At 74.2% G+C, this 26691-nt stretch carries 29 protein-coding genes and 1 tRNA gene; 26 read left to right on the plus strand and 4 right to left on the minus strand.

The window, feature by feature from the left end:
* Positions 1 to 236 precede the first annotated feature (236 nt).
* The 4 genes from rph to BUE43_RS35750 all read left to right on the plus strand — a co-directional run bounded on the left by rph (position 237) and on the right by BUE43_RS35750 (position 3894).
* Complete coding sequence (gene rph / locus BUE43_RS31655; protein ID WP_073490040.1) at positions 237 to 992, plus strand: ribonuclease PH; 756 nt, start codon at positions 237 to 239, stop codon at positions 990 to 992.
* Complete coding sequence (gene rdgB, locus BUE43_RS31660) at positions 989 to 1594, plus strand: RdgB/HAM1 family non-canonical purine NTP pyrophosphatase (RefSeq protein WP_073490041.1); 606 nt, start codon at positions 989 to 991, stop codon at positions 1592 to 1594. The genes rph and rdgB overlap by 4 nt, the downstream gene beginning before the upstream one ends.
* A gap of 222 nt (positions 1595 to 1816) precedes the next feature.
* Positions 1817 to 2827 carry a zinc-binding dehydrogenase gene (locus BUE43_RS31665; protein WP_234996030.1) on the plus strand — a complete coding sequence of 337 codons (1011 nt, stop codon included), beginning with the start codon at positions 1817 to 1819 and terminating at the stop codon, positions 2825 to 2827.
* A gap of 179 nt (positions 2828 to 3006) precedes the next feature.
* Positions 3007 to 3894, plus strand: coding sequence for a S1C family serine protease (locus BUE43_RS35750; protein WP_073490042.1), 888 nt, complete (start codon positions 3007 to 3009; stop codon positions 3892 to 3894).
* Positions 3895 to 3967: 73 nt separating this feature from the next.
* On the opposite strand, the gene bcp is transcribed toward BUE43_RS35750, so the two are convergent.
* Positions 3968 to 4441, minus strand: a complete 474-nt coding sequence (gene bcp / locus BUE43_RS31675) for a thioredoxin-dependent thiol peroxidase (RefSeq protein ID WP_073490043.1) — start codon at positions 4439 to 4441, stop codon at positions 3968 to 3970.
* A gap of 11 nt (positions 4442 to 4452) precedes the next feature.
* Positions 4453 to 4695 (minus strand): hypothetical protein, encoded by a 243-nt coding sequence (locus tag BUE43_RS31680; protein WP_073490044.1) that lies wholly within the window; start codon positions 4693 to 4695, stop codon positions 4453 to 4455.
* 604 nt (positions 4696 to 5299) lie between these two features.
* Here BUE43_RS31680 and BUE43_RS31685 point away from each other — a divergent pair.
* The 5 genes from BUE43_RS31685 (at position 5300) to BUE43_RS31705 (ending at position 9220) form a co-directional block, all read left to right on the plus strand.
* Positions 5300 to 5974 carry a Crp/Fnr family transcriptional regulator gene (locus BUE43_RS31685; protein ID WP_159447826.1) on the plus strand — a complete coding sequence of 225 codons (675 nt, stop codon included), beginning with the start codon at positions 5300 to 5302 and terminating at the stop codon, positions 5972 to 5974.
* A gap of 130 nt (positions 5975 to 6104) precedes the next feature.
* A complete protein-coding gene (locus BUE43_RS34535) occupies positions 6105 to 6473 on the plus strand; it encodes a hypothetical protein (protein ID WP_073490045.1) in 369 nt (122 codons plus the stop codon).
* On the plus strand, positions 6473 to 7057 hold the full coding sequence (locus BUE43_RS34540; protein WP_073490046.1) for a DUF3558 domain-containing protein: 585 nt from the start codon (positions 6473 to 6475) through the stop codon (positions 7055 to 7057). The genes BUE43_RS34535 and BUE43_RS34540 overlap by 1 nt, the downstream gene beginning before the upstream one ends.
* A gap of 22 nt (positions 7058 to 7079) precedes the next feature.
* Positions 7080 to 8438 carry a PPE domain-containing protein gene (locus tag BUE43_RS34870; RefSeq protein ID WP_073490047.1) on the plus strand — a complete coding sequence of 453 codons (1359 nt, stop codon included), beginning with the start codon at positions 7080 to 7082 and terminating at the stop codon, positions 8436 to 8438.
* Positions 8429 to 9220 (plus strand): ESX secretion-associated protein EspG, encoded by a 792-nt coding sequence (locus BUE43_RS31705; protein WP_083960379.1) that lies wholly within the window; start codon positions 8429 to 8431, stop codon positions 9218 to 9220. Before BUE43_RS34870 ends, BUE43_RS31705 begins: the two co-directional genes overlap by 10 nt.
* Positions 9221 to 9881: 661 nt before the next feature.
* Here BUE43_RS31705 and BUE43_RS31715 read toward each other — a convergent pair.
* Entirely contained in the window at positions 9882 to 11435 is a 1554-nt protein-coding gene (locus BUE43_RS31715) for a PucR family transcriptional regulator (RefSeq protein WP_073490048.1), read from the minus strand.
* Between the two features lie 160 nt (positions 11436 to 11595).
* Between BUE43_RS31715 and uraD the strand changes: the two genes are divergently transcribed.
* The 13 genes from uraD (at position 11596) to BUE43_RS31780 (ending at position 24397) form a co-directional block, all read left to right on the plus strand.
* On the plus strand, positions 11596 to 12117 hold the full coding sequence (gene uraD / locus BUE43_RS31720) for a 2-oxo-4-hydroxy-4-carboxy-5-ureidoimidazoline decarboxylase (protein ID WP_234996031.1): 522 nt from the start codon (positions 11596 to 11598) through the stop codon (positions 12115 to 12117).
* Complete coding sequence (gene uraH / locus BUE43_RS31725; RefSeq protein WP_073490049.1) at positions 12114 to 12431, plus strand: hydroxyisourate hydrolase; 318 nt, start codon at positions 12114 to 12116, stop codon at positions 12429 to 12431. Before uraD ends, uraH begins: the two co-directional genes overlap by 4 nt.
* 3 nt (positions 12432 to 12434) lie before the next feature.
* A complete protein-coding gene (gene pucL / locus BUE43_RS31730; RefSeq protein WP_073490050.1) occupies positions 12435 to 13307 on the plus strand; it encodes a factor-independent urate hydroxylase in 873 nt (290 codons plus the stop codon).
* A gap of 19 nt (positions 13308 to 13326) precedes the next feature.
* Positions 13327 to 14211 carry an FAD binding domain-containing protein gene (locus tag BUE43_RS31735; RefSeq protein ID WP_073490051.1) on the plus strand — a complete coding sequence of 295 codons (885 nt, stop codon included), beginning with the start codon at positions 13327 to 13329 and terminating at the stop codon, positions 14209 to 14211.
* Positions 14202 to 14699 carry a (2Fe-2S)-binding protein gene (locus tag BUE43_RS31740; protein ID WP_073490083.1) on the plus strand — a complete coding sequence of 166 codons (498 nt, stop codon included), beginning with the start codon at positions 14202 to 14204 and terminating at the stop codon, positions 14697 to 14699. Before BUE43_RS31735 ends, BUE43_RS31740 begins: the two co-directional genes overlap by 10 nt.
* Positions 14696 to 16135, plus strand: a complete 1440-nt coding sequence (locus tag BUE43_RS31745; RefSeq protein ID WP_073490052.1) for an 8-oxoguanine deaminase — start codon at positions 14696 to 14698, stop codon at positions 16133 to 16135. Before BUE43_RS31740 ends, BUE43_RS31745 begins: the two co-directional genes overlap by 4 nt.
* The gene (gene pucD, locus BUE43_RS31750) at positions 16132 to 18465 is read left to right on the plus strand and encodes a xanthine dehydrogenase subunit D (protein WP_083960380.1); all 2334 of its coding nucleotides are present in this window, start codon (positions 16132 to 16134) and stop codon (positions 18463 to 18465) included. Before BUE43_RS31745 ends, pucD begins: the two co-directional genes overlap by 4 nt.
* 124 nt (positions 18466 to 18589) lie before the next feature.
* A complete protein-coding gene (locus tag BUE43_RS31755; protein ID WP_073490053.1) occupies positions 18590 to 19087 on the plus strand; it encodes a nucleoside deaminase in 498 nt (165 codons plus the stop codon).
* Positions 19088 to 19677: 590 nt separating this feature from the next.
* A complete protein-coding gene (locus BUE43_RS31760) occupies positions 19678 to 21156 on the plus strand; it encodes an NCS2 family permease (RefSeq protein ID WP_073490085.1) in 1479 nt (492 codons plus the stop codon).
* A gap of 55 nt (positions 21157 to 21211) precedes the next feature.
* On the plus strand, positions 21212 to 22351 hold the full coding sequence (locus BUE43_RS31765; protein ID WP_073490054.1) for an XdhC family protein: 1140 nt from the start codon (positions 21212 to 21214) through the stop codon (positions 22349 to 22351).
* On the plus strand, positions 22348 to 22920 hold the full coding sequence (locus BUE43_RS31770) for a nucleotidyltransferase family protein (RefSeq protein ID WP_200797747.1): 573 nt from the start codon (positions 22348 to 22350) through the stop codon (positions 22918 to 22920). The genes BUE43_RS31765 and BUE43_RS31770 overlap by 4 nt, the downstream gene beginning before the upstream one ends.
* Positions 22921 to 23015: 95 nt before the next feature.
* Positions 23016 to 23573: a hypothetical protein gene (locus BUE43_RS34550; protein WP_073490055.1), complete on the plus strand. Its 558-nt coding sequence runs from the start codon at positions 23016 to 23018 to the stop codon at positions 23571 to 23573.
* Between the two features lie 212 nt (positions 23574 to 23785).
* Positions 23786 to 24397: a TetR/AcrR family transcriptional regulator gene (locus BUE43_RS31780; RefSeq protein WP_083960381.1), complete on the plus strand. Its 612-nt coding sequence runs from the start codon at positions 23786 to 23788 to the stop codon at positions 24395 to 24397.
* A 40-nt stretch (positions 24398 to 24437) separates the two neighbouring features.
* On the opposite strand, the gene BUE43_RS31785 is transcribed toward BUE43_RS31780, so the two are convergent.
* The gene (locus BUE43_RS31785; RefSeq protein WP_073490056.1) at positions 24438 to 24659 is read right to left on the minus strand and encodes a DUF3618 domain-containing protein; all 222 of its coding nucleotides are present in this window, start codon (positions 24657 to 24659) and stop codon (positions 24438 to 24440) included.
* A gap of 148 nt (positions 24660 to 24807) precedes the next feature.
* On the opposite strand from BUE43_RS31785, the gene BUE43_RS31790 reads away from it, so the two are divergent.
* From BUE43_RS31790 to BUE43_RS33935, 4 genes are all read left to right on the plus strand, one after another.
* Positions 24808 to 24884: transfer RNA gene (locus tag BUE43_RS31790), tRNA-Leu, on the plus strand.
* Between the two features lie 148 nt (positions 24885 to 25032).
* Entirely contained in the window at positions 25033 to 25353 is a 321-nt protein-coding gene (locus BUE43_RS34875; protein ID WP_200797748.1) for a hypothetical protein, read from the plus strand.
* Positions 25337 to 25660 carry a hypothetical protein gene (locus BUE43_RS34880; protein WP_073490057.1) on the plus strand — a complete coding sequence of 108 codons (324 nt, stop codon included), beginning with the start codon at positions 25337 to 25339 and terminating at the stop codon, positions 25658 to 25660. The genes BUE43_RS34875 and BUE43_RS34880 overlap by 17 nt, the downstream gene beginning before the upstream one ends.
* A 561-nt stretch (positions 25661 to 26221) precedes the next feature.
* On the plus strand, positions 26222 to 26566 hold the full coding sequence (locus BUE43_RS33935) for a hypothetical protein (RefSeq protein WP_143174520.1): 345 nt from the start codon (positions 26222 to 26224) through the stop codon (positions 26564 to 26566).
* Positions 26567 to 26691: the final 125 nt, after the last annotated feature.

Here is a 26691-nt window from a genome sequence, read left to right on the forward strand (position 1 = left end):
GATCGGCGGTCCTGGGCAGGGGAAAGATGATTGCCTTCGACTGCCACCGCTGTGTTCTGCGGGACACCCGCGCCCGGTCGGTGGTCGTGGGCGGGGGAAGGAACATTGTCGCCCACGACCACCGCTGTGTTCTGCGGGACACCCGCGCCCGGTCGGTGGTCGTGGGCGGGAAAGATCATTGTCGCCCACGACCACCTCCGGAGCCGGCCGGCGGACGGCGCAATAGGCTAGTCGGCGTGGTTCGAGCCGATGGCAGGAGCGACGACGCGCTCAGGGAAGTCCGCATCACCCGGGGGTACCAGGACTGGCCGGCCGGGTCCGTCCTGGTCGAGTTCGGCCGGACGCGCGTGCTGTGCGCGGCCAGCGTCACCGAGGGGGTGCCGAAGTGGCGGGCCGGGTCGGGGCTGGGCTGGGTCACCGCCGAGTACGCGATGCTGCCCTCGGCCACCCACACCCGCAGCGACCGCGAGTCGGTGAAGGGCCGGATCGGCGGGCGCACGCACGAGATCAGCCGGCTGATCGGCCGCTCCCTGCGGGCCTGCATCGACCTGGCCGCGCTGGGTGAGAACACGATCGTCATCGACTGCGACGTGGTGCAGGCCGACGGCGGCACCCGCACGGCGGCGATCACCGGCGGCTACGTGGCGCTCGCGGACGCCGTCACCTACCTGCGGGCCGCCGGCCGGCTCAACGACCCGCAGCCGCTGTCCTGCTCCGTGAGCGCGGTGAGCGTGGGTGTGGTGGACGGCAGGGTGCGGCTCGACCTGCCGTACGCGGAGGACTCGCGCGCCGAGGTCGACATGAACGTGGTGGCCACCGACGGCGGCACGCTGGTCGAGGTGCAGGGCACCGGGGAGGGCGCGACCTTCGCCCGGTCCACTCTGGACCGGATGCTGGACGTCGCGCTCGCCGGCTGCGCCGAGCTGTCGCGCCGGCAGGCCGAGGCGCTGGCCGCGCCGTACCCGGGCACGCTGCCGGGGGGTGGCAAGTGACGCGCGTGCTGGTGGCGTCCCGCAACGCCAAGAAGTTGGCGGAGATGCGGCGCATCCTGGACGCGAAGGACGTGGCCGGGATCGAGATCGTCGGTCTCGACGACGTGCCGCCGTTCCCGGAGGAGCCGGAGACCGGCGCGACCTTCGAGGAGAACGCGCTGGCCAAGGCGCGGGACGCGGTGCGCGCGACCGGCCTGCCCGCCGTGGCGGACGACTCCGGCCTGGCGATCGACGCGTTGAACGGCATGCCCGGCGTGCTCTCCGCGCGGTGGTCCGGCGGGCACCGCGACGATCGGGCCAACGTGGAGCTGGTCCTGGGGCAGCTGGGCGACGTGCCGGACGAGCGGCGCGGCGCGGCGTTCGTGTGCGCCGTCGCCCTGGTGCGGCCGGACGGCTCCGAGGTGGTCGTGCGGGGCGAGTGGCCCGGCCGGATCGTGCGGGAGCCGAGGGGCGACAACGGGTTCGGCTACGACCCGATCTTCGTGCCGGAGGGCGAGGAGCGGACCTCGGCCGAGCTGCCCTCGGCCGAGAAGGACGAGATCTCGCACCGAGGTCGGGCGCTGCGCGCCCTGTTGCCGCACCTGCGCGAACTCGCGGGCTGAGCGCGTCGGGGGGAGAGTGCGCGGTGGGCCGGCGCGGCCAGCCGCGCACCGCTCCCGATCGTGGTGCCACCCTCCGCCGTTTCCCGCTGCCGACAGCGTTTCCGCAGCTCGACCGCTGTGGCGGACGCAACCGGAGGACGACGGAATAGATCACCGTCGACGGGAGTCGTGACCGAGTGGATGTCGCCCCGTAGGGGGCGCCGGACACGAGCGGAGGCAGGTATGGCGGACTCCACCCGGTCGACGATGACCGCCGTGGTGCACGAGGGACCGACGGGCCTGGACGGGGTCCGGGTCACCACGGTCCCGGTGCCGGAGGTGGGCGCGGGGGACGTGCTCGTCGAACTGCGCGCCGCGGCGCTCAACCACCGGGACCTGTTCGTCGTCTCCGCGCGGACGGCCACCGACCCGCGTCTGGTGCTCGGGTCCGACGGCGCCGGCGTGGTGCGCGCGGTCGGGTCCGGCGTCAGCGGGGTGGCCGTCGGTGACGAGGTGATCGTCAACCCGTCGCTGGGCTGGGCGAAGGCCGACGAGGAGCCCTCCGTGGCCCAGGTCCTGGGCGGGCCGACCGACGGCACCTACGCCGAGTTCGTCCGGGTGCCCGCCGCGAACGTGGCGCCCCGGCCGGCGCACCTGGACTGGGCGGAGGCCGCCGCGCTGCCGCTGGTCGGCCTGACCGCCTACCGGGCGCTGTTCACCAGGGGCCGGCTCCGGCCGGGCGAGCACGTGCTGCTGCCCGGCATCGGCAGCGGCGTGGCGACGTTCGCGCTGCTGCTGGCGAAGACGGTGGGCGCCGAGGTGACGGTGACCTCCCGCGGCGAGGACAAGCGGCGGCGGGCGCTGGAGCTGGGCGCGGACGCCGCGATCGACAGCGCGGGCGACTGGTCGGCGCGGCTGTCCCGGCCGGCGGACCTGGTGGTGGACAGCATCGGGTCGGCCACCTTCGAGTCCTGCCTGTCCGCCCTGCGGGCCGGGGGTCGGCTGGTCTCGCTCGGCGCGACCACGGGCGAGCACGTCCAGATCTCGCTGCGCCGGTTCTTCCTGGAGCAGTTCAGCCTGCTCGGCACGTCGATGGGCAGCGCCGAGGAGTTCGCGGCGATGCTCGCGCTGGTCGACGAGCACCGGCTGCGCCCGGTCGTCGACCGCGCCTACCCGCTCGCGGAGACCCCGGCCGCCCTGGCCGACCTGGGCAAGGGGCTGCAGTTCGGCAAGCTCGTCATCACCACGGGCTGACGCGGGCGGCGGGGCGGGGGCCGCCCGGGGAACGCGCACAGCGGACGCGGCGGTGTCATCGGATGTCATCCCGGTGACACCGCAATCCGTTGGGAGCGCTGGGGAATCCACGGCGAACCCGAAGACCGGCCTCAGGAACGGCTCAGCCTCCTCTGAGGCTGGCCCAGCACGGTGGGGTCATGACGAACCAGCACCCCGCGTCCGCCGGTCCCGACGAGCCGCCCACCCAGCCCATCCCCTTACCGCCGCGGGTCCAGTCCGGCCCGCCGCCCCGGCGGGGGCGCGGGCGGCTCGGCCCCCGGGTCACGGCCCTGGCGCTGGTCGCCGGTCTGCTCGGCGGCGGAGTGGGGGTGGCGGGCGGCTACCTGGTCGCCGGCGGCGACCTCGCCCCGCTTCCGTCGGCCGGGGCCGCCCCGGTCAGCACGGTGTCGAACCCGTTGACCGGGGTGGAGCACGCGGCGGCGGTCGCGAGCCGGAGCGTCGTCGACGTCTCGTGGTCCGCCGGCCGGGCCGGCGCTGGAGGGTCCGGGGTGGTCCTCACGGCCGACGGCCTCGTGCTCACCAACAACCACGTCGTGGAGGGCGCGGCCGCGACCAACGCGCCGATCGCGGTCACCCTCCCGGACGGGAGCCGGAAGACCGCGCGGGTGGTGGGCGCCGATGGCGGCGGCGACCTGGCCGTGCTCCGGATCGAGGGGGCCAGCGGGCTGACGCCGGCCCAGCTCGGCGACTCCGGCGCGCTCCGGGTCGGCCAGCAGGTGGTGGCCATCGGCTCGCCGCTGGGCCTGGAGGGCACGGTGACCTCCGGCATCGTCAGCGCGCTCCGCCGGGAGGTCACCGGGCGCACCGAGCTCGGGACGGCGATCTCCTACCAGGGCGTGCAGACGGACGCGCCCGTCAACAAGGGCAACTCCGGCGGCGCGCTGGTCGACCTGTCCGGCAGGGTCGTCGGCATCAACTCGGCGATCGCCACGTCGGACTCCTCCGACGGGAGCATCGGCATCGGCTTCGCGATCCCGGTCGACCAGGCCAGGCGGGTCGTGGAGCGGATCACGGGTGGCCGCTGAGGGAAGGCGGCCGGTGGGGGCGGCGGCCGGTGAGGGGAGGTCGCCGGCCGTCGGCCCCCCGCGGCGCGGCCGCTCAGACGCCGAGGTCCCTGCGCAGCTTGGCGACGTGGCCGGTGGCGCGCACGTTGTACATCGCCCGGGCGATCGTGCCGTCCGGTGCCACCAGGAACGTCGACCGGATCACGCCGACCACCGTCCGGCCGTAGTTGTTCTTCTCGCCGTAGGCGCCCCATGCGGTCATGACCGACCGGTCGGCGTCCGACAGCAGCGGGAAGGTCAGCCCCTCGGCGTCGCGGAACGCCGCCAGCTTGGCGGGGGTGTCGGGGGAGACGCCGAGGACGGCGTGGCCGGCGTCCTCCAGCTCCCGGAGGTTGTCCCGGAAGTCGCAGGCCTGCTTGGTGCAGCCGGGGGTGCCGGCCGCCGGGTAGAAGTAGACGATCACGTGCCGGCCGCGGTAGTCGGCCAGCGACACCGGGTTGCCGTCGGCGTCCGGCAGCGTGAAGTCGGGCGCGGGGTCGCCGGGGGACAGGCGCTTCTGCTCGCTCATGGCCCCCGACGCTATCCGCCCGGCCCGACTCGTGGCTCGGGGGAGCCGGCAGCCCCGTTCGGGAGCGGCGTCGGCGGCGGTGTCGTCAGCGTTGGCGTCGAGGTCACCGTCGTGATCTGCACCACCACCGGCGACACGGGGTCCTGGCGCCTGATGTCGGCGCGCACCGCCGCCACCAACGCGCCGATCCACACCCCCACCACGGCGGCCAGCAGGACGGCCGCCGCGCTGGCCAGGTAGAACCGAACGCCCATCCCGACCTCCCCCGCGCGTTCGCGTGCTCCACCGGGACGTCGACGTCGAGGTTCCGGTGGTACTCCGACCGAAGTACCCGGGAGCGGGGGGAGCCAACATCGACCGGTTGGGCGCTTTCGGGGGAACCGCCGGCGGGGGAGCCTGGGAGGGCTGCCTCCCACCGACCGAGGGTGACCGCCAGACGATGAGCGCGACGGCCGACGCCGACGACCTCCCGGACCCGGTGTTCACGGTGTTCTCGGCACGTTTCTCGGCGCCCTTCTCGGTGGCGTTCTCGGGGCCCTTCCTGGTGGCCGTTCGGCCACGGGAAGCCTCCTGGTGGCAGCCGTCGACGGTGTTCCGGCCGCGCGCCGCGCGGCGGGACGCCGGCGGGTGTCCCGACCAAGGCCGAGCGCGACGGCTGGTCGGCGTCGACCCGCGGGTCCGGGGCGCGCCGGCGGTGTCGCCGGCTGTCCTGGGGCGCCGCCGCCACGGTCCGGTGATCGCGGGTCGCCGCGCGCCCACCGGAGGTCGTGCTCTGCCTGGTCGCCGGCCCGGACGTGGGTCGGTTGGTCGTTCACCTGCGGCGATGGGAGCGGTGGCGGGATGCTGGGGACGGGGCCGATGGGCCCGGCACGGGGACGGGTGAGCCGGGAGCTGGCCGACGAGGTGCGACGGGTGGGGACGCCGCTGCGGCACCGGCCCGGCCAGCTCGTGATGCGGCAGGGCGACCCGGGCACGCACGTGCTGCTCGTGGAGACCGGCCGGTTCACGCTGGTGCGCGGCGGCGTCGACGGTGGTCGGTCGCTCGTGGCCATCCGGGGGCCGGGGCACCTGGTCGGGGCGGCGGCCGTGCTGGACGGCGGCTGTCGCGCCGCGAGCGTCGTCGCGGTCGACTCGTGCGTGACGTTCCTCGTGCAGGCGGGGCCGTTCCGCGCGCTGCTCCGTCAGGGCGAACTGGCCGAGGCGGTCAGCCGGTACCTGGCCGCCTCCGGGCGGGCCCGGGCCGACCTGGCCGCCGAGCTGGCGTGCCTGCCGGCGCGGGAGCGGGTCGCCCGCATCCTGCTCCGGCTGCACCAGGCCGCCGACCCGCCGTCGGGGGTGAGCGCCACCGTGCCGTTGACCCAGGTCGAGCTGGCGCACGCGCTCGGCGTAGCGCGCAGCTCGCTCGCGGCCGCGCTCGCCCGCCTGTGCCGGCAGGGCGTGCTCGCCACCGTCGGCGGCCGGCTCGTGGTCGTCGACGTCGACCGGCTCGCCGTGGCCGCCGGGCTGGACGCCGCCGGTCGCGCCATCGGCTGAGCGGGTGAGCCGTCGGCGGCACACGGCGTTCGGGTGATCCCCCGGACGGCGCGCGGCGCCAACCTGCGCCCAACCCCGACCGGACGACCCTGCCCCCCAGCGTGTGACCTGACGCACAGCGGGGGTAGTCATGCCGGGGGAAGGCGGAGCGGGAAGCCCGTCGGGAGCCGGGGCCGGCGCGCGGGCCGGGTTCCAGATCGACCGGGACCAGGTCGGGGCGGCGCGGGAGCTGTTCCAGCAGGCGATGGACCACATCGCGCCCTTCGTGCACGAGTCGACCGGCCGGCTCCAGGTCTGCTCCATGGCGCGGGACGACGTCAGCGTCGACGCCGCCCGCGCGTTGAACGAGAAACTCGCGCCGGTCCTGCGCGCGCTCCAGGAGTACCGCGAGGGGCTCGGCGGGGTCGTCGCGCGGCTGGCCGAGGTCAGCGCGCGGTACCGGGAGGCGGACGAGGACGCCGCGCGGGGCCTCGCCGACGGCGCGGGCGAGGGCGCCTGATGGCGCGTCGTTCCCGGTCTCTGGCGGCCCTCGCGCTGCTGCTGGCGCTGCCCGGCTGCGGCCACGTGGTGGCGAGGGGGACGCCGGCTCCGGTCTCCGGGGCGTCGACCCGCGCCTCGGCGTCGGTCTCGCGGCCCCGCGAGGCGCGGCTGGAGAAGGTGGACCCCTGCGCCCTGGTGGGCGAGGCCGACCGGCGGGGGCTGGACATCGACCGGCCGCCCGTGTTCGCCACCAACCACCTGTTCGAGAGCCCGGCGTGCAGCTTCCGCAGCAGCACCCACCTGGTCGCCTTCCAGGTGGTGACCGGGATCAAGGCCGGGATCGAGGTCATGGGGCAGGGCCGGGTCAACGGTGTCCGGCACGAGTTCCGGTTGGCGGGGTTCCCGGCGGTCGAGGTCCGCACCGACGGCGCTCCGCCGCGCGGGGACTTCTGCACGGTCTCGGTCGACGTCGCGCCGGGGAACGTGTTGTTCGTCCTCTACCGAGAGGACGGCATCCCGGACCCGCTCGGCAAGGACGAGCTCTGCCGGCGCGCGACGCGGGTGGCCGAGATCGCGGTCACGGCTCTTCTGGACGGGAAATAGGGGACACGGGAGGACATCCGTCATGGGGGAAGCGGTGTGGTTCGGCTGCCGCGACTATCTGGCCGTTCCGCACGAGAAGCTGTTCGACGACATCAACGCGGGGCCCGGCGTCCCGGCGGCCGACCCGGCGCGCCAGTTCCTGGACGAGCTCCGGGTGGCGCTGCTCAACGCGCAGACGCACCTGCTCCGGGGGCTCGACCGGCTGAAGGAGGGCTGGGAGGGCGACGCGGCGGAGCGGGCGGACGGCGCGATCCGGGTGCTGCGGGAGTGGACCGACACCACCGTCGGGCTGGTCGCGGAGCTGCGCGGCGGCATCGACGCACAGGTCGACCACTACGTCCGGGCGGTCCGCGCGATGCCGACGCCTGTGCCGGTGACGGCGACCGACACCGCGTTCACCCAGGGGCTCGCCGGCTTCTTCGGGTTGACCACCGACCGGCAGGAGCAGGAGGCCGCGGCGCGGGAGGCGCACACGCGGGCCGCCGCCGTGATGGACACCTACGCCGCGAGCACGTTCGACACGCTGGTCCGGATGCCCCGGTTGGAGCCACCGCCCGTGGTCGTCGTGGAGGTCGAGGAGCCGGACGCGGCGGCGGAGTTCCCGGCCCGGGACGACACGGACACCAGCACCGACACCAGCACGGACAACGGCACGGACAACGCGGAAAGCACGGGGAACGGCGAGAGGACGGATCGTGCGACGGCGGACGGGACCGGGTCCGTCGTCACCCGGGACACCGCCGACGGGGGCGTCCGGCCAGTGCCGTCGCAAGGGCCGACGTCGGAGCCGTCGGGAGAACCGGGGCAGCCGGGGGCGCTCGCCGCCGTCCGCCCGGCGGACCGGACGGCGGACCCGCTGCCGGACGGAGCGACCGCCCCGCAGCGGGGCTCGGACACCCACCGGCCGGCGGTCCCGGCTCGCCCCACCGGGGGAGCGGACCTGTTCTCCCCGCCCGCTGCGGCTCCCGCCGAGAGCGGCCCGGCCGTGGTGCGGACGCAGGGGTCCGGCTCGGGGCGTCCTCCCGGCGGAGGACGGGGAGCGCCCGCCGCGGGGCCGGGCGGAGCCCACGCGGGCGGCGGTGGGCCGACACCACGACCGGGGCCAGCACGACCGGGTGAGCGCGCGGACTCGGCTCCCGGGGAGCGCCGGGCCGGTGGCGCGGAGGCCGAGGAGACCTGGACGACGCGCGGCAGGCCGGGACAACCGGGCGGGGGCGGGGCCGACGTCGTCTGGCTGCCGCACGTCCCCGCGCAGTGGCGGCGCGACCCGGACGGGGAGCACCGATCGCGGTTCGTGGTCGACGCCGAGGCCCGGTTGTTCGAGGACCCCACGCGGGTCGCGCCGGCCGTGATCGAGCAGGACCCGAGGACGTGGGGCTGACCGTGCCGACCATCTCCCACCACGTCCCCATGGTGTCGGCGACGGCCTACCAGGTCGCGTGGCAGGACCTCGGCCTGCCGCCGATGCCCACCGTGCTGCACGTCGCCCCGCGCGGCTACCCGGAGGTCGAGCGGCAGCGGGTGCTCACCGAGGCCTACGACGAGATGCGGGCGGCCGGCCTGTTCGACGGCCGGGGCTACGACCTGGACTTCGTGGCCGCGATGGCCGTGCTGGCCCGGCCGAGGCGCAGCGTCGACGCCCGGCTGTGGCTGGGCGCCGAGGTCCGCGCGCTGGCCGCGGCCTCGACCGGCCGCGCGGTGCTGGCCGTGCTGGTCTCCGACCACGTCCGCGTCCACCCGGTCGACCCGGCCAACCTGGCGGTGTCGGTGGTCCGGCTGCTGCCGCCCCGGCCGGCCGGCCCCGGTCGGTCCGTGTCCTTACCCGCCGACGTCCTGGAGGAGGCGGCCGCGCAGGCCGGCGCCTCGGTCGCCTCGCTGCGTACCGCGTTGTGCGACCTGGGCGCGCACCCCGCCGACGCCCACCACATCGCCCGGATGTCGGCGGACGCGTGCCACGGCGGGCAGTTCGGGGCGACGGTCGTCGACGGGCTGGGCCGGTGGGGCCGCGCCGACCACGTCGTCGGCTTCCACGACACCCCGGCCGGCCGCTACCTGATGGAACGGCACCGCGCGGTCGACGGGCGGTGGTGGATCACGATCGCCCCGGCCGACGCCAACCGCCTGGTCGGCCAGGTCGAACGCCTGCTCAACGGCATCGGCTGACCGGCGAGAGGCCGTGCACCCGCTGACAACATGACCGGCGGGTCCTCGGGCGGGATGGTGTCCAAGGCCAGGACGAGGTGGCGTAACGGGATCTGCCTGTCCGGCATGAGTCGTGGAAGGGGTGTCGACGACCGGTTCTGGCGGCGGTTCCGGGACAGCACTCCCGGCTTTGTCGGTGGGCCAGTTCGAAAGGCCGCTCAATGGCGTCGGCTGATCCATGAGGGTCGGTACACCCGAACGTGGGTACTGTCCACTCACCCGTTCACCCGTCCTGTGGAATGGCGAAGTCGCCTCCCCCGGGAGGGAAGCGCGTGTCAGCGTTGGCGGGGTTCAAGACCATGGCGGAAGTGACAGCCGACGATCGAGCGAGGATCGCTTTCGGGCGAGTGGGGGGCCACAGCAATGACCGCCTCCTCGTGTCCGACGGACCTTCCGGTGAAGTTCTCCTCACGCCTCTCGCGAGCATTCCCCACCGTGAGCTTCTGGTCTGGGAGGACGAGCAGCCCGGGGAGTCGCTGCCGCGAGGGCTGGCGCATGCCGCTGAGGGTGGTGTTCGCCAGCGCGACGACCTGGTGGGATACGAGGACGGGTAGCGCGTCGGGAACGCCAGGAGCGTGAAGGATCTGGTGTTCGGTTCCGGCGGAGCAGATCGTCGTGGTCGCTAGCTCAGTTCGAGGGCCAGGAAGAGGTCGACGCGGTCGGGGAAGGAGGACATCCGGCGTCCGGTCAGCTCCTCGATCCGGCCGATGCGGTAGCGCAGGGTGTTCACGTGCAGGTGGAGCTTCGCGGCCGTGCGGGTCCACGAGCACGCGCAGTTCAGGAACACCCGGAGCGTGTGGACGAGGTCGCTGCCGTGCTCGGCGTCGTAGTCGAGCAGCGGGCCGAGCAGGCGCGCGCGGAACGAGCGCCGCAGCTCGTCGGGCACGGTGGCCAGGAGGAGCTGGTGCGAGGCGATCTCCTCGCCGGACAGGACGCCGCCCCGCGCGTCCCGGTGCAGGGCCAGCCGGCGGGCGCTGCGCGCCTCCACCGCCGCCGCCCGCACCCCGGCGACGGCGACCGGGCCGCTGACCCCGACCACCAGCCGGCCAGCGCCGCGCGTCCTGGCGCCCAGCCCCACCTGCAGGACGCGCGCGCCGTCCCTGAGCTGCCCGACCAGCGCGCCCAGCCGGTCGGGGGCCGCAGCCACCACCGCCATCGCCTCCTCGGGGGTGGCCGCCACCAGCGCGTGCGGCACCAGGTCGGCGACCAGCTCGTCCAGCAGTCCGGCGGCCACCGAGGTGGGCGTCCCGGTGATCTCGGCGGACACCAGGCGCAGCGGCAGGTCGGGGTCGAACCCGGCCGCGGCCAGCCGGGCGCCGATCTCGGCCTGTCCGCCGGCCTCGGTCAGCACCAGCCGGGTCAGCGCGGCGGCGGAGCGGTTCTCGATCCGCCGCCGGTCCTCGGCCCGGCCGCGCTCCATGCCGACCAGGCCGGCCAGCTCGGCGGCGAGCTCCCGGTGCCGCGGCGGCCACCGGTCCACGTCGCCGTCCACGGCGAGCGCCCAGCTCGTCAGCCGGTTGCCGCCGCGGGCGCCGGCCGGGAACAGCACGACCGGCCCGTGGCCCGGCAGCCGGACCGGGCGGGGCAGCCGGTCGGCGAGCAGGTAGCGCCGGGTCAGCTCCGCGCGTTGGCCGGGCAGCAGGTCCTGGCCGGTGCCGGCGACCAGCCGGCCGGTCGCGGTGAGCACCCGGCAGTCGGCGCCCAGCTCGCCGGCGGCCAGCCGGAGCAGCTCGGTGAGCCCGCCCTCGGCGACGGCGCTGACGAGCTGGCGGTGCCGCTCCAGGGCGATGGTCGGTTCGGACCGCTCGGCGGCGAGCGCCAGGATCACCCGCTCGGTCACGGTGGCGAACGAGACGTCCACGGACAGCTCCAGCAGCGGCAGCCCGTGCCGGCGGCAGGCGGCGACGAGGTCGTCGGGCACGTGCCCCAGCTCGGCGGTGCCGGCGACCAGCGCGGCCACGCCGGCGTCGGCCACCGCCGCGACGAACGCCGCGGCGTCGTTGGGCCCGCGCCGCCACACCAGCCCGGTCAGCACCAGCTCGCCGCCGGAGAGGTAGCGCCGGGGGTCCCGCAGGTCGGTGGTGAAGACCCAGCGGATCGGGCGGTCCAGCGCGTCCGCGCCGACCAGCACGGACAGTCCCAGCTCCGGGGCATCCACCAGCGTTCTCAGCAACACGGCGCACGCACCTCCCGCGTTGGGCTTGGAGAAAACCACAAAAGCGGGGGCGGCGGCAGTCCCGGCTTTCATCGCTTCCAGCCCTAGCTGGCCTCACCCGGGCGTGTGTGTACTCAGTCACACCAGAGCGGTATCCCTCGGAGGGGGTGAGCTGGCGGTGGTGATCACTCGTACGGCGGACCGGCTGGCGTGGTTCAACGCGGCGGCCCCGGCAGAGGCCGGTCGGCAGCTCGTGGCGTGCTGCGCCGTCGACGAGTGGGCGGAGCGGCTCGTCGCCGGCCGGCCCTACCGCGACCTCGACGCGCTGCGCGCGGCGGCCGACGCGGCGCTGGCCGACCTGGACTGGCCCGCCGTGCTCCGCGCCCTGGCCGCGCACCCCCGCATCGGGGAGCGCGCGCACGGCGCGGACCCGGAGGCGCGGTGGTCCCGGCAGGAGCAGGCCGCGGCCGCGGCCACGTCACCGGACCCGGCGACGCGGGCCGCGCTCGCCGCCGGCAACCACGCCTACGAGGAGCGCTTCGGGCACGTGTTCCTGATCTGCGCCACGGGCAGGAGCGCCGAGGAGGTGCTCGCCGCCCTGCGGGCCCGGCTGGGCAACGACGAGGAGACCGAGCGGGCGGTCGTCCGCGCGGAGCTGGGCCGGATCACGGCCCTGCGGCTGGCGAGGGTGGTGGGGGCGTGAGCCTGTCGACACACGTGCTGGACGCCGTGCGGGGGCGGCCCGCCGCGGGCGTGGCCGTGCGGCTGGACCGCTGGGCCGACGCCGACGGCTGGCAGCCGGTGGCCGCCGCCCGCACCGACGACGACGGCCGGATCAGCGGGTGGGAGCCCGGCGCGGGCCTGCACCGCCTGGTCTTCGACACCGGCGGCTACCTGGGGGCGGACGCCTTCTTCCCGGAGGTGGTGGTCACGTTCCGGGTCACCGACCCGGCCGGGCGCCACCACGTCCCGCTGCTGCTGAGCCCGTTCGCGTACTCCACCTACCGAGGGAGCTGAGGAATGTCGATCGTGTTGGGGGCCAACCAGTACGGCAAGGCCGAGACCCGCGTCGTCCGCGTCGACCGGGACGCCGACGGGCACCGCGTCACCGACCTGAACGTCAGCGTGGCGCTGTCCGGCGACATGACCGACACCCACCTCACCGGGGCCAACGACAAGGTGCTGCCGACCGACACCCAGAAGAACACCGTCTACGCCTTCGCCAGGGACGGCGTCGGCGAGATCGAGGACTTCGCGCTGCGGCTGGCCCGGCACTTCGTCGACTCGCAGCCGACGATCGGGCGGGCCAGGGTGCGCGTCGAGCGGTACCCGTGGGCCCGGCTGGAGCTGGCCGGACGGCCCGCGCACCACTCCTTCTCCCGGTCGGGGGAGGGCACCCGCACGGCCACGGTGACCTACGACGGGCAGCGGGCGTGGGTGGTCTCCGGCATCACCGACCTGACGGTGCTCAACTCCACCGGGTCGGAGTTCTGGGGTTACGTCAGGGACCCGTTCACCACGCTCCGGGAGACCCGCGACCGCGTCCTCGCCACGGCCGTCGACGCGTCCTGGCGGCACGAGGCCGCCGACGACGTCGACTGGGGCAAGTCGTACGCGACCGCGCGCCGCGCCCTGCTGGAGGCGTTCGGCGAGACGCACAGCCGCTCGCTCCAGCAGACCCTCTACGCCATGGGCGAGCGGGTGTTAACGAACTGCCCGGAGGTCGTGGAGGTGCGGCTCAGACTGCCGAACAAGCACCACTTCCTGGTCGATTTGGCGCCGTTCGGCCTGGACAACCCGAACGAGGTGTTCCACGCGGCCGACCGGCCCTACGGCCTGATCGAGGGCACCGTGCTCCGCGACGACGCGCCGCCCGCCGACCCGGCGTGGTGAGCGGGAAGGAGAGTCCACAGTGGACTTCCTGCGACCGGCGAGCTGGGCCGAGGCCCTGGCGGTCAAGGCCGAGCGGCCCGACGCGGTCCCGATCGCCGGCGGCACCGACGTCATGGTCGAGCTCAACTTCGACCACCGCCGCCCGCCGGCCCTGCTCGACCTGACCAGGGTGGCCGAGCTGGCCGAGTGGTCCGAGCGCGACGGCCGGGTCCGGCTCGGTGCGGGCGTGCCCTACGCGCGGATCATCGCCGAGCTGGGCGACCGCCTGCCGGGGCTGGCCACGGCCGCCCGCACCGTGGGCTCGCCGCAGATCCGCAACCGGGGCACGGTCGGCGGCAACCTCGGCGCGGCCTCGCCCGCCGGGGACGCGCACCCGGTGCTGCTGGCCACCGACGCGGTCGTCGAGGTGGCCTCGACCCGGGGCGTCCGGACGGTGCCGGCGGCCGAGTTCTACCGGGGCGTCAAGCGGAACGCGCTGGAACCCGACGAGCTGATCGCGGCGGTCCACCTGGACGTGGCGCGGGGGCCGCAGCAGTTCGCCAAGGTCGGCACCCGCAACGCGATGGTCATCGCGGTGTGCGCGTTCGGTTTGGCGCTGCACCCCGACCGGCGCCGCGTGGGGACGGGCATCGGCTCGGCGGCCCCGACTCCGGTCCGCGCCCCGGCGGCCGAGGACTTCCTGTCCGCCGAGCTGACCGACGCCGGCCTGTGGGCGTCGCGCCGGCCGTTGCCCGACGCGGTCCGGCGCCGGTTCGGCGAGCTGGTGGCCGAGGCGGCGTCCCCGATCGACGACGTGCGCGGCAGCGCGGCCTACCGCCGGCACGCGCTGGCCGTGCTGGCCCGCCGGACCCTCGGCTGGGCGTGGGACGAGTACCGCGAAGGAGGGTGGTCGGCGTGCGCGTGACGGTGACGGTCAACGGCGAGCGGCGGGAGGCCGACGACGTCTGGGAGGGCGAGAGCCTGCTCCACGTGCTGCGGGAGCGGCTCGGCCTGCCCGGTTCGAAGAACGCCTGTGAGCAGGGGGAGTGCGGCTCCTGCACGGTCCTCATGGACGGCCTGCCGGTGTGCGCCTGCCTGGTCGCCGCGGGGCAGGCGCAGGACCGCGAGGTCCGCACGGTGGAGGGGCTGGCGGAGGGGGCGGACCGGCTCGCCCCGGTGCAGGAGGCGTTCGTCGAGGCGGGCGCGGTGCAGTGCGGGTTCTGCACGCCCGGCCTGCTGGTGGCCGCGCACGACCTCATCCGGCGCGCCGGTCGGCCGTCGGACGTGGAGATTCGCGAGGCGTTGGCCGGAAACCTCTGTCGCTGCACGGGATACGAGAAGATCATGGAAGCGGTGCGGCTGGCTGCGGCGCGGACGGCCAGCGCCGAACTGTCCACTGAGGACACACCATGAGCGGCAGGACTGTCATCGAGAACGCCGCGATCGCCGCGGTCGACGCGGCCGGCAGCGAGTACCGCGACGGGCACGTCGTGGTCGAGGGCGAGTGGATCGTCGCCGTGGGCGAGGGACCGGCCCCGAGAGCGAACACGGCGGGGACAGAAAACGCGGCGAACGCGGCGAACGCGGGGAACGCCGCCGAGCGCCGGATCGACGGCTCCGGCTGCCTGGTCACCCCGGGCCTCGTCAACACCCACGACCACCTCTTCCAGTGGGCCACCAGGGGATTCGCCCAGGACGCCACGCTCTACGAGTGGCTGACCACGCTGTACCCGGTGTGGGCGAGATCGGACGCCGGGACCGTCCACACCGCGGCGACGGCGGGGCTGACCCGGCTGGCCAGCACCGGCTGCACGACGGCGGCCGACCACCACTACCTCTTCCCCCGCGACGGAGGGGACCAGATGGCGGCCCTGGTCTCCGCCGCCGCGGCGGTGGGGGTGCGTCTGCACGCGGCCCGGGGCTCGATGGACCGGGGGCAGTCGCGGGGCGGACTGCCACCGGACGACGTCGTCGAGGACATCGAGACGGCGTTGCGGGGAGCCGAGGAGGCGATCGACGCCTACCACGACCCCGAGCCCAACGCCCGCCTGCGGATCGCGGTCGGCCCCTGCTCGCCGTTCACCGTCTCCCGCGAGCTGATGGAGCGGTCGGCGGAACTGGCGCGGCGCAAGGGAGTGCGCCTGCACACCCACCTCGCCGAGACGCTCGACGAGGAGCGGCAGTGCCTGGCGGAGGAGGGCCGCACGCCGGTCGAGTACGCCGACGAGCTCGGGTGGCTGGCCGAGGACGTGTGGCTGGCGCACTCGATCCACCTGTCCGACGACGCGGTGCGGCGCTTCGGGGCCACCGGCACCGGGGTCGCGCACTGCCCGAGCTCCAACGGCCGGCTCGGCGCCGGGATCGCCCGCGTGCGGGATCTCCTGGACGCGGGCGCGCCGGTGGGGTTGGGCGTGGACGGGGCGGCGTCCAACGAGTCCTGCGCCATGGTCGAGGAGCCGCGCCAGGCGTTGCTGATGGCCCGCCAGCGGGGCGGCCCGCAGGCGTTGGGCGTGCGGGAGGCCCTGTGGCTGGCCACGGTCGGCGGCGCCCGGTGCCTGGGCCGGGCCGGGGAACTCGGCTCGCTGGAGCCGGGCAAGCTCGCCGACCTCGCGGTGTGGCGGCTCGACGGGCTGGCGCACGTCGGGATCGACGACCCGGTCGCCGCGTTCGTGCTCGGCCCGCGCCCACCGCTGGCGCTGCTGCTGGTCGGGGGCCGAACCGTGGTGGCGGACGACGAGATCCGCACCGTGGACGAGGGGACCGTCGTGCGCGATCTGCGGCGCGCGAGCCGGAAGCTGGCCGACGCCGGCCCGTCGGCGACCGGCCGGCAGACGAAGGGGGCGCGATGACCCAGCGGACCTCCCCGGAGCGCGGCGTCCGGGAGCCGACCACCACCGCCGCCGCCGCCGCCACCGCCGTCACCGGCGGCATCGGCGACAGCGCTCGACGGCCGGACGGCACGTTGAAGGTGCGGGGCGAGTTCGCCTACTCGTCCGACCTGTGGCACGAGGACATGCTGTGGGGCGCCACTCTGCGCAGCCCGCACCCGTACGCCCGCATCCTGTCCGTCGACCTCACCGAGGCGTTGCGGACTCCTGGCGTGCACGCCGTGCTGACGCACGAGGATGTGCCGGGCGAGAACATCTACGGCCTGGAGCACGCCGACCAGCCGGTGCTGGCCGTCGACGTCGTGCGGTACCAGGGCGAGCCGGTCGCGGTGGTCGCCGCCGACCACCCGGAGACCGCGCAGCGCGCGGCCAAGCGGATCAGGGTCGAGTACGAGCCGCTGGAGCCCGTCACCGACATGGTCGCGGCGGCCAGGGGCGAGGGGCCGCCGCTGCACCCGGACGGCAACGTCGTGCGGCACCTGCGCATCCGCAAGGGCGACGCCGAGGCCACCGCCGACGTGATGGTGGTCGGCGAGTACGAGGTCGGCATGCAGGACCAGGCCTTCCTCGGGCCGGAGTCCGGGCTCGCGGTGCCCGCCGAGGACGGCGGCGTCGACCTGTACGTGGCCACGCAGTGGCTGCACGTGGACCAGCGGCAGGTCGCGCGGGCACTGGGCCTGCCGCTGGCGAAGGTGCGGCTGACTCTGGCCGGGGTGGGCGGCGCCTTCGGCGGTCGCGAGGACCTGTCCATGCAGGTCCACGCGTGCATGCTCGCGCTGCGCACCGGCCGGCCGGTGAAGATGGTCTACAACCGGCAGGAGTCGTTCTTCGGGCACGTGCACCGGCACCCGGCGAAGATCTACTACGAGCACGGGGCGACCAGGGACGGCGACCTCGTCTACGTCCGCGCGAAGATCTACCTGGACGGCGGCGCGTACGCGTCGAGCACGACGGCGGTGGTGGCCAACGCGGCGACACTCGGCGTCGGACCGTACACAGTGGACAATGTCGCGATCGACTGCTGGGGCGTCTACACCAACAACCCGCCCTGCGGGGCGATGCGCGGCTTCGGCGCGGTGCAGGCCGCGTTCGGCTACGAGTCCCAGATGGACGAGCTGGCCCGCCGGCTGGGCGTGGACCCGGTGGAGCTCCGGATCCGCAACGCGATCGCGGAGGGCGACACCATGCCGACCGGGCAGCTCGTCGACTCCGCCGCGCCGGTCGCGGAACTGCTGCGCCGCGTGAAGAACCTGCCGCTGCCCCCGGCCGTCCGCACCGAGCCGGTCGACGTCAGGGAGCTGCCCGGCGGAGTCTCCAACACGACGCACGGCGAGGGGGTGGTGCGGGGCGTCGGCTACGGCGTCGGCATCAAGAACGTCTGTTTCTCCGAGGGTTTCGACGACTACTCCACCGCGCGCCTGCGGTTGCAGGTGATCGGCGGCGAGGCGACAGCGTTGATCCACACGGCCGCCGCCGAGATCGGTCAGGGCCTGGTCACCATCAAGCAGCAGATCGTGCGCAGCGAGCTGGGCGTGGAGCGGGTCACCGTGCAGCCCATGGACACCAGCGTCGGGAACGGCGGGTCGACCTCGGCGTCGCGGCAGACCTACATGACCGGCGGCGCGGTGCGGCAGGTCTGCCACACCGTCCGCGAGCGCGTGCTCCGGATGGCCGGGCGGCGTGTGGGGCGGGCGCCGGACGGGCTGGCGCTGGCCGGCGGCAAGGTCGTCGACGCGCGCGGCGAGGTGGTCGCCGACCTCGCGGAGGTCCTGGGCGACGAGGCGGTCGAGGCCACCGAGGTGTACCGGCACCGCCCGACCCATCGGGTCGACCCGGAACGCGGGCAGGGCAACGCCCACGTGCAGTACGCCTTCGCCGCGCACCGCGCGGTCGTCGACGTCGACGTCGAGCTGGGGTTGGTGCGGGTGGTCCAGCTCGACTGCGCCCAGGACGTCGGCCGGGCGGTGAACCCGCAGGCCGTCCTCGGGCAGATCCACGGCGGCTCGGCCCAGGGGCTCGGGCTGGCCGTGATGGAGGAGATCCAGGTGGTGGACGGCCGGGTGCGCAACCCGTCGTTCACCGACTACCTGATCCCCACCATCCTGGACATGCCGCCGATGACGGTGGACGTCCTGGAGCTCGCCGATCCGCACGCCCCGTACGGCCTGCGCGGTGTGGGCGAGCCACCGACCATCTCCTCCACCCCGGCCATCGTGGCCGCGATCCGCGCCGCCACCGGCCGGGCGCTCAACCGGGTCCCGGTGCGCCCCGAGCACATCACCGGGACCTGACTCGTTAGAGGAAACGCGCAGCGCGTGGTGTCACGGCCGCGTCGGCCGTGGCGGGCCCCACGCGTTCGGAACCCCCGTGGGGCGGCGTTCGCCGCCACGCGGGCCGAAGGAGAAGGAGGGGGCTGTGACGCTCCAGGTTTCGACCGGCCACGGCCAGGACGAACTCGCCCTGCTCACCGAGACCGTCCGGCTGGCCGCCGACAACGTCGCCCGCGGCGGCGGCCCGTTCGGCGCGCTCGTCGCCAGGAACGGCGAGGTGCTCGCGGTGGGCAGCAACCAGGTCACCCCGACCCTGGACCCCACCGCGCACGCCGAGGTGGTCGCCATCCGCGGCGCCTGCCGGCGGCTCGGGGACTTCCGGCTCACCGGCTGCGTGCTGGTGACCTCGTGCGAACCCTGTCCGCTGTGCCTGTCGGCGGCGCTGTGGGCCCGAGTCGACCGGGTGCTCTACGCCGCCGACCGGCACGACGCCGCCGCGGCCGGGTTCGACGACCTGGCCTTCCACCGCCTGTTCGAGACACCCCGGGAGACGTGGTCGGTGCGGGTGGAGCAGATCGACCACGCCGAGCGCACCGCCCCGTTCGCCGCCTGGCTGGCGCGTCCGGACCGGACCAAGTACTAGGTCCGGCGCCCGGGTCGATCCCCGGCGCGCGCCGATTCCCCAGGCGACGCAACGGGTTCCGGGTGCGGGTCAGCGGAGTCGGGGCGGCGGAGTCGACGTGCTGTCCCATCGCCCCGGCTACCGCCTTCGTCTATTGAGTTTCGTATACAAAGTCCCGCCACCCCCGTGGGCGTGGCCGCGTTTCGTATACGAAGTGCTATCACCCACCGAGATCGCCTTTCGTATACGAAATTCCACCGATCTCGGGACGACCGTCTTCCGTATACAAAAGTCCTCCGCCCGCGAAGTGATCGCCTTTCGTATACGAAAGCCCACCAACCCTGGGGCGGCCGCCTTTCGTATACGAAGTCTCGCGAGCTGCGAGGTGATCGGCCTTCGTATACGAAGTTCGACCGACGATGAGGCGAACGCCTTTCGTATACGAAGAGCGGCCGACTGGCTGACCGGCACCCGCCGCACGACGTGTCGGGACCGACGGCCACCGGTGCGGACCGGAGCACCACCCAACGAGACGTGCGAGCCACGGACCCCTCCGGGTCGAGGGGCGAGGCTCCGCACACCCACCCGGCACGGGGAGGGGCACCTTGACCCTGCGCAGCGACACTCCCGAACCGGCGTCACCACCGCCGTCCCCCGCCCACCGCCCGATCCTGGACCGCCTCTTCGACGTGCGCGGCCGCGGCAGCACGCCCGGCCGCGAGGTGCGCGGCGGCCTCACGACGTTCGTGGCGATGTCCTACATCATCCTGCTCAACCCGCTGATCCTGGGCGCCTCCGCCGACGTGACGGGCGCCCGGCTGACCACCGACCAGCTCACCACCGCGACCGCCACGGCCGCCGCCGTCACGACCGTCCTCATGGGACTGGTCGGCAACGCCCCGCTCGCGCTCGCCGCCGGGCTCGGCGTCAACGGCGTCGTGGCCTTCCAACTGGCCCCGGTGATGACATGGCCGCAGGCGTTCGGCCTGGTCGTCCTGGCCGGCCTCGGCATCGTGCTGATGGCGGTCAGCGGCGTCCGCGAACGGATCATCAACGCGATCCCCGCCCCGCTGAAGACCGCGATCACCGTCGGGATCGGCCTCTACGTCGCGCTGGTCGGGCTGGTCAGCGCCGGCTTCGTCACCAGGACCCCGGACGCCGCCCACTCCACCGTCCCGGTGCGGATGGGGTTGGACGGCCGGCTCCAGGGCTGGCCGGCCCTCGTCTTCTGCGTGGGCCTGCTGCTCATGGTGGTGCTGGTGTCGCGCCGGACCCCGGGCGCGGTGCTGATCAGCATCGCCGCGGCCACCCTCCTGGCGGTCGGGCTGAACCTGGCTCTGGACATCCCGGACTGGGGGCTGGTGGAGCCGAGGGTGCCGGACCAGCTCGTCAGCGCGCCCGACTTCTCGTTGCTGGGCCGGGTCGACCTGGTCGGCGGGTTCGCCTCGGCGGGCGCGGTCGCCGCGACGGTCTTCCTGTGCACGCTGGTGCTGTCCGGGTTCTTCGACGCCATGGGCACGATCACCAGCGTCGCGGCGGAGGCCCGCCTGACCGGGGCCGACGGCCGGGTGCCGGGCATGGGCCGCGTCCTGCTCGTCGACGGTGTGGGCGCGGTGGCCGGCGGGCTCACCGGCTCCTCGCCGAACACGGTGTTCCTGGAGTCGGCGGCCGGCGTCGGGGAGGGCGCGCGGACCGGGCTGGCCAGCGTGGTCACCGGCCTGCTGTTCGGGCTCACGTTGCTGTTCACCCCGCTGGCGGCGGTGGTCCCCGCGCAGGCCGCCGCGCCGGCGCTGGTGGTCGTGGGCGGCCTGATGGTCGCCCGCTGCCGCCTCATCCCGTGGCAGGACCCGGACTACACGATCCCGGCGTTCCTGACCGCGGCGGTCATCCCGTTCACCTACTCGATCACCAACGGCATCGGCGCCGGCCTGATCTCGTTCGTGCTGGTCCGGACGTTCCGTGGTCGCTGGCGGGAGGTCGGGTGGACCCTCACCGGGATCGCGGCGCTGTTCGCCGCGTACTTCGCGGTCGCGCCGATCGAGTCGGCGCTGGTCAAGACGGTGCTGTTCAAGACGGTGCTGGGGGGCTGACGCCGGCCCTGGGCCGGAAACCGGGCGGACAATTCGGAGGAGGCAGGGGGTCGCCATGAGGGACATCGCGACGCAGGTGCTCGACTGGGACGCGGCGGGCCAGTCCTACGCCGTGGCCAGTGTGGTGGCGGTGCGCGGCAGCGCCCCCCGCGAAGTGGGCGCGGCGGTGGCCGTGCGGGCCGACGGCGCGGTGGCCGGCAGTGTGTCGGGCGGCTGCGTGGAGGCGGCGGTCCACGAGCTGGCGGAGCGAGCGCTGGAGCAGGGCAGGCCGATCGTGGAGACGTTCGGCGTCGCCGACGCGGAGAACCCGTTCGCGCCCGGCCTGACCTGCGGCGGTGAGCTGGAGGTGTTCGTCCAGCCGATGCGGCGGCCGGCCTCCGGGCCGGTGGTGGAAGCGCTGCGGGTCGTGGTGGCGGCGGAGCGCGTCGGGGCAGAGGCCGGGGAGCCCGTCGCCCTGGCCCGCGTCGTGCGAGGGCCGGAACGGGCTGTCGGCGCGGCGATCGCCGTGTACCGCGACCGGCACACCGGGTCCACCGGGGACGACGCCCTGGACCGGGTCGTGGTCGCGGAGGCGCGGGCGATGTCGGAGCAGGGCGGGACGGGGCTGCGCGCCGTCTGCCTCGACGGCGTCGCCGAGACGACGATCTTCGTGGAGTCGTGGGTGACCGCGCCCCGCATGCTGGTCTTCGGCGCGATCGACTACGCCGCCGCGCTCGCCGCCGTGGGGCGCTTCCTCGGTTATCGCGTCACGGTGTGCGACGCGCGGCCGATCTTCGCCACCTCCGCCCGGTTCCCGCACGCGCACGAGGTCGTGGTGGAGTGGCCGCACCGGTACCTCGCCCGGACGGCGACCGACGAGCGCACTGTCGTGTGCGTGCTGACGCACGACCCGAAGTTCGACGTTCCCGTGCTGGTGGAGGCGTTGCGCCGGCCGCTGGCCTACGTCGGCGCGCTGGGCTCGCGGCGGACCCACGAGGACCGGACGCGGCGGCTGCGCGCGGCCGGGATGACGGACGCGGAGCTGGGCCGGCTGCGCTCGCCGATCGGGCTGGACCTGGGCGCGCGGACCCCGGAGGAGACGGCGGTGTCGATCGTCGCGGAGATCGTGGCGGCGCGGCGCGGGGGCGGCGGCGCACCACTGTCTACTGTGGACGGATCGATCCACCACGAACCGGCACGGGTGTTCCCGGCGTGACGCGGGTGGCCGGTCTGCTGCTCGCGGCCGGCGCGGGCCGGCGCTTCGGCAGGCCGAAGGCGTTGGTCGAGCACGCCGGCCGGCTGTTCGTCGAGCGGGCGGTCGACGTGCTGCGGGCCGGCGGCTGCGACCCGGTGGTCGTCGTCCTCGGGGCGGCCGCCGCCGAGGTGCGCAGGCACGCGCGGCTCGGGGACGCGCGGGTGGTGGTCAATCCCGACTGGGCGTCGGGAATGGGCTCCTCCCTGCGGGCTGGGTTGGCGGTGCTGGCCGATGAGGACGCGGCGGCGGTGGTCGTGCTGCCGGTGGACATGCCCGGCGTGACCGCGGCGGCGGTGCGCAGGGTCGCCGGACACGCCGCCGCCGACGCCCTCGCGGCGGCCACGTACGGCGGTGTTCGCGGCCACCCGGTGCTCCTGGGGCGGGCGCACTGGGCCGGGGTTCGCGCGATGACGCACGGTGACGTCGGCGCGCGGGAGTACCTGCGATCACGCGAGGTCCGTCCGGTTCCGTGTGACGAAGTCGCCAGCGGGGCGGACGTGGATCGGCCCGGTGACCTGCCCTCCGGGTAACGTGACCCGCCGGGTTCACCCAAACGGGGGGTCGTATCAGCGTGTGCGGCCGTGGTGACCCTACGTGACGGAAAGACCCACGGGGGAGATGTGTCATGGCGAAAGCGCCGGTGATGGTGAACTACGTGCCCAACGGTGACGACTGGGAGATCGCGGTCGCGGTCGACGGCGTCGAGCGGGAGGCCCAGGCGCCCGGCCTGATCGCGGCCAGGGTCTGCGCGGACCAGATCGTCGAGGAGCTGGCCGCCGACGCGACGCGGCGCACCGTGGTGCACCTGCTGGCTGGTGACGCGCTCGCCTTCACCACCGCCTACCTGCACGCGCAGCACAACGCGATGACTCTCGGCATCGAGCCGGAGCCCGAGCCCGAGGCGAAGCCCGAGCAGGAGGCGAAGCCGGAGCCGGCGGTGAAGGCGGAGCCCGCCCCGGAGGCGGTGTCGGCGCCGGAGTCGTCGGAGCCGAAGCCGGCGACGGAGAAGTCGAAGAGCGACCAGGAGACCGACGCCGTGACGAAGCCGGCCGCGAACGCCGAGTCGGAGCCGGAGTCGGTCCCGGAGTCGGTCTCGGAGTCGGTCTCGGAGTCGGTCTCGGATCCGAAGTCGGACTCGGGGCCGACCACGGACGGCGCTCCGACGGAGCAGCCGGACGCCTGATCGGGTGGCCGGTCGGCGTGCCGGGTCGCCGGGCCGGCCGGCGACCGCCCGCACCGCCCGGGCGCGTGACCTCAGTGGACGGACGCCGCGAGCCAATCGTCCAGGTCATTGCCCTTCCCGCCGAGCCGCCTAGGATGTGGCAGGCCGGAGGAGCGTGATCGCGCACCGGGCGGCGCCGGCCGTCCCGCGCGGCGGGCCAGGAGGAGGCAGCGTTGGCCACCGCGTCCGAACAGGGGCCCCTGGGGCCACGGGCCGCCCAGCGCGGCCGGCCCCGCGACGTCAGTCGCGACGAGGCGCTGCGCCAGGCCGCGCTGGAGGTGATGGCCGAGGTCGGCTACCGGGCGCTCACGATGGACGCGGTGGCGACCAGGGCCAAGGCCGGCAAGGCCACGATCTACCGCCGGTGGGAGTCCAAGCTGGACCTCGTCATCGACACCACCAACCACCTGGCCAGCCAGCGGCTGCCGGAGCCGGACACCGGCTCGGTGGCCGGGGACCTCACCGAGTTCCTCACCGGCTTCGCCCGCTTCCTCACCGGCCCGGTCGGCAAGGCGGCGCAGGCGCTGGTCGGCGAGCTGCCGCACGAGCCGGAGCTGGCCGAGGCGTTCCGCGCCACTTTCCTGGCCCAGCAGGACGCCGTGCTGGAACGCATCCTCGACCGGGGGCGGCGGCGGGGCGAGGTGCGGCCGGACGCGCCGGTGCGGATGGTCGTCGAGGTGGCCGGCGGCGCGCTGGTCCGCCGCCTCATGCTCACCGGGCAGCCGTTGGACGAGACGTTCGTCAACGGGCTGGTGCGGGGCGTGCTGCTCCCGCTCCTCACCTGAGGCGGCGGGCGCCGGCGTCGCCACCGGCCCCGCGCCGGCCTCAGCGGAAGAGCTTGCGCAGCACCGCGAACGCGATGAGACCGCCCACGGCGTACAGCGCGTACTTCACCCTGGGGTCCGCCAGCCGGGACTGCACCGTGGACTTCGCGGTGTCCACGAAGCGCTGCGGGTTCGCCCTCCTGCCCAGCTCGTCCAGCGTCACCGCGAGCGCGTCGCGGGCCTGCTCGATCTCCCGCTGGATGGTCTCGGGGTCGCGCGCCACGTGTCCTCCTCGCACCTGCCGGTTCCTGCCGCGACAACGGTAGTTGACCGCTCGCGCCACCCCTGTCGCGGATGCCCCGACACCGGGTCCCCCACCGCCCGGGAACCCCCGAGCTCTACGCTGACCGTGACCGGTCCACCACCGGCCCGGGGCCATAGCCCAACTGGCAGAGGCACACGGTTTAGGTCCGTGACAGTGTGGGTTCGACTCCCACTGGCCCCACCAATTTAGTCATTGTGCGAACCATTCCGGTCGGGGCCGGTGACGGTCACCTTCGCGACCAGTGCTTCGACGAGGCCCTTGATCTGGTTGTGGCTGCCGCTGGTGCCCGCGGCGGAGTGGATCTCGCACTGGTGCGGCGAATATTGTGGGCATGGTCGGCGATTTCTTCGGCGACACGGACAAGGCCATGGACTGGCTGGCCAACCGGCCAGCCTCGCGCGCCACCGTCGACCTGGGCGTAGCCGAGCACGCAATCCGGCCCGCACGCCACGGGCCTGCCGGCCCGCACAGCCGCACACCTGCACTCGGAGCGCATCGAGCAGGCGTTCCGGGCCGTGCCCCGGCACCGGTTTGTGCCCACGGCCCGGTCGAGAAGGCGTACGCGAGCAAGGCGATCACCACCAAGCCCGGTGTCGACAGTCCGGCCAGTTGTATCTTCGTGCCGACGGCCCGCGGTGGTCACCGGCGATGAGGCCGTCGGTGAGTCGGACCCCGCTCCCTACGACAAGGTCATCATCACGGTCGGGCGGTGGGCCCTGCCCCCGCCCTGGTTCGACCAGCTCGCCCCTGATGGCGTTCTGGTGGTCCCGCTGCACTGGCGCGGCCGGGCCCGCAGTGTCGCCTTCGTTCGCCACGACACGCATCTGCGTGCAGAGAACAGCCGAAATACCGACCAGAACATCGTCCCGCCGCGCTGGCTGAGATGTTCACCGGACTTGAGACCACCGTGGTGGTCCAATGCCGCCGTGGTCGCCAACCAGCGCTTCGACCACATCTGACTGTGGCTGACCACCACCGAACCTGGCACTTGCCGCCGAAGACGGGGCATCGAGGCTGGCCTGTTCCACCCCGCGGTCTCCTACCGAACGTTCGCGGTTGCCGAGGACGACTTTCTGACCTACCCCACCAAGCCCTACCCGGTGGACGGTCGGAAAGGCGAGCGCCGCTAGGAAATTGGCGCCATAGACATGGCACTGCCGCCGCCAAGTTCGCCGAGCGGCTGCTCGAGCAGGTCCGCCGCTTCGACCGCGACCGCGCTGCCTAGCCCGTCCCGTCATCACCGCCTACCGCTGCCGGAGCGGCCGACGAGGACCTGCCCGCCAGCGTGGCCATCGATGAGCACAACGTGCGCATGGTCGTCACGCCGTGATCGGCCCTAGCACCAGAGTCCGCAGCGGCGGATAGGTTGGGTGACCCCGAGCGAACGCGGCCCCTCGTGGGCGGGCGGCTCGGGGGCATCGGGGCGTGCCAGGGGTAGGTCCATCTGCGCCTGCCATCGCCATCGGCGCACCTAGCGAACTGTTCCTCCGTCAAGGCGATCTTGCTGCTACTTTCGTGACATGGCAGTCCATCGAGATGAAGCAGCCTTCGAGGATGCATGTCACCTCAAGGCTGCAGTCGCCACCACCGGAGAGATGGGCGGAGACGCGGGGCACGGAGGGTGGACAGAGATCACGCTGACGAACGTTGAGGGCAACTGTGGGATCGAAGTCGACGTGGGCACCGGGCACACAACCGTCGTTGATCAGGTCACCCTCCGCGTACGCGGTGATGCTGAGATGGTGGTGCTTGCCAACGCACTTGATTGGGCAGGCCGCCGACTGCGTGAAATCGCAGGAGACCGCGCTGAATCGCTTGACGGAGAAGCAGACGCTGTCTGGGGTGTGGGCCAGCCGCCCACGTAGGCAAGCCAAGATTGACGCTCGGGCGGCCTGTTGGCAGTCGCCACCTTCATGCCGCAGTCGTTCGCCGCAGCGATCCGGTCCGGCTTCGCGTCTCCTGGCCTGTGCCTCTTTGTGCGTTCGGCCAC

The organism is Streptoalloteichus hindustanus (assembly GCF_900129375.1).
Taxonomy (GTDB): Bacteria; Actinomycetota; Actinomycetes; order Mycobacteriales; family Pseudonocardiaceae; genus Streptoalloteichus; species Streptoalloteichus hindustanus.

What these genes read in the sequence shown, in the direction of transcription:
- BUE43_RS34540 (WP_073490046.1), top strand. Translation starts at nt 6,473, where the DNA reads ATGGCGCGTCGTTCCCGGTCTCTGGCGGCCCTCGCGCTGCTGCTGGCG.
- BUE43_RS31665 (WP_234996030.1), top strand. Translation starts at nt 1,817, where the DNA reads ATGGCGGACTCCACCCGGTCGACGATGACCGCCGTGGTGCACGAGGGA.
- BUE43_RS31685 (WP_159447826.1), top strand. Translation starts at nt 5,300, where the DNA reads ATGGGCCCGGCACGGGGACGGGTGAGCCGGGAGCTGGCCGACGAGGTG.
- BUE43_RS34535 (WP_073490045.1), top strand. Translation starts at nt 6,105, where the DNA reads ATGCCGGGGGAAGGCGGAGCGGGAAGCCCGTCGGGAGCCGGGGCCGGC.
- bcp (WP_073490043.1), bottom strand. Translation starts at nt 4,441, where the DNA reads ATGAGCGAGCAGAAGCGCCTGTCCCCCGGCGACCCCGCGCCCGACTTC.
- BUE43_RS33935 (WP_143174520.1), top strand. Translation starts at nt 26,222, where the DNA reads ATGGCAGTCCATCGAGATGAAGCAGCCTTCGAGGATGCATGTCACCTC.
- BUE43_RS35750 (WP_073490042.1), top strand. Translation starts at nt 3,007, where the DNA reads ATGACGAACCAGCACCCCGCGTCCGCCGGTCCCGACGAGCCGCCCACC.
- BUE43_RS34550 (WP_073490055.1), top strand. Translation starts at nt 23,016, where the DNA reads ATGGCGAAAGCGCCGGTGATGGTGAACTACGTGCCCAACGGTGACGAC.
- BUE43_RS31745 (WP_073490052.1), top strand. Translation starts at nt 14,696, where the DNA reads ATGAGCGGCAGGACTGTCATCGAGAACGCCGCGATCGCCGCGGTCGAC.
- pucL (WP_073490050.1), top strand. Translation starts at nt 12,435, where the DNA reads ATGTCGATCGTGTTGGGGGCCAACCAGTACGGCAAGGCCGAGACCCGC.
- BUE43_RS34870 (WP_073490047.1), top strand. Translation starts at nt 7,080, where the DNA reads ATGGGGGAAGCGGTGTGGTTCGGCTGCCGCGACTATCTGGCCGTTCCG.
- pucD (WP_083960380.1), top strand. Translation starts at nt 16,132, where the DNA reads ATGACCCAGCGGACCTCCCCGGAGCGCGGCGTCCGGGAGCCGACCACC.
- BUE43_RS34875 (WP_200797748.1), top strand. Translation starts at nt 25,033, where the DNA reads ATGGTCGGCGATTTCTTCGGCGACACGGACAAGGCCATGGACTGGCTG.
- BUE43_RS31765 (WP_073490054.1), top strand. Translation starts at nt 21,212, where the DNA reads ATGAGGGACATCGCGACGCAGGTGCTCGACTGGGACGCGGCGGGCCAG.
- BUE43_RS31680 (WP_073490044.1), bottom strand. Translation starts at nt 4,695, where the DNA reads ATGGGCGTTCGGTTCTACCTGGCCAGCGCGGCGGCCGTCCTGCTGGCC.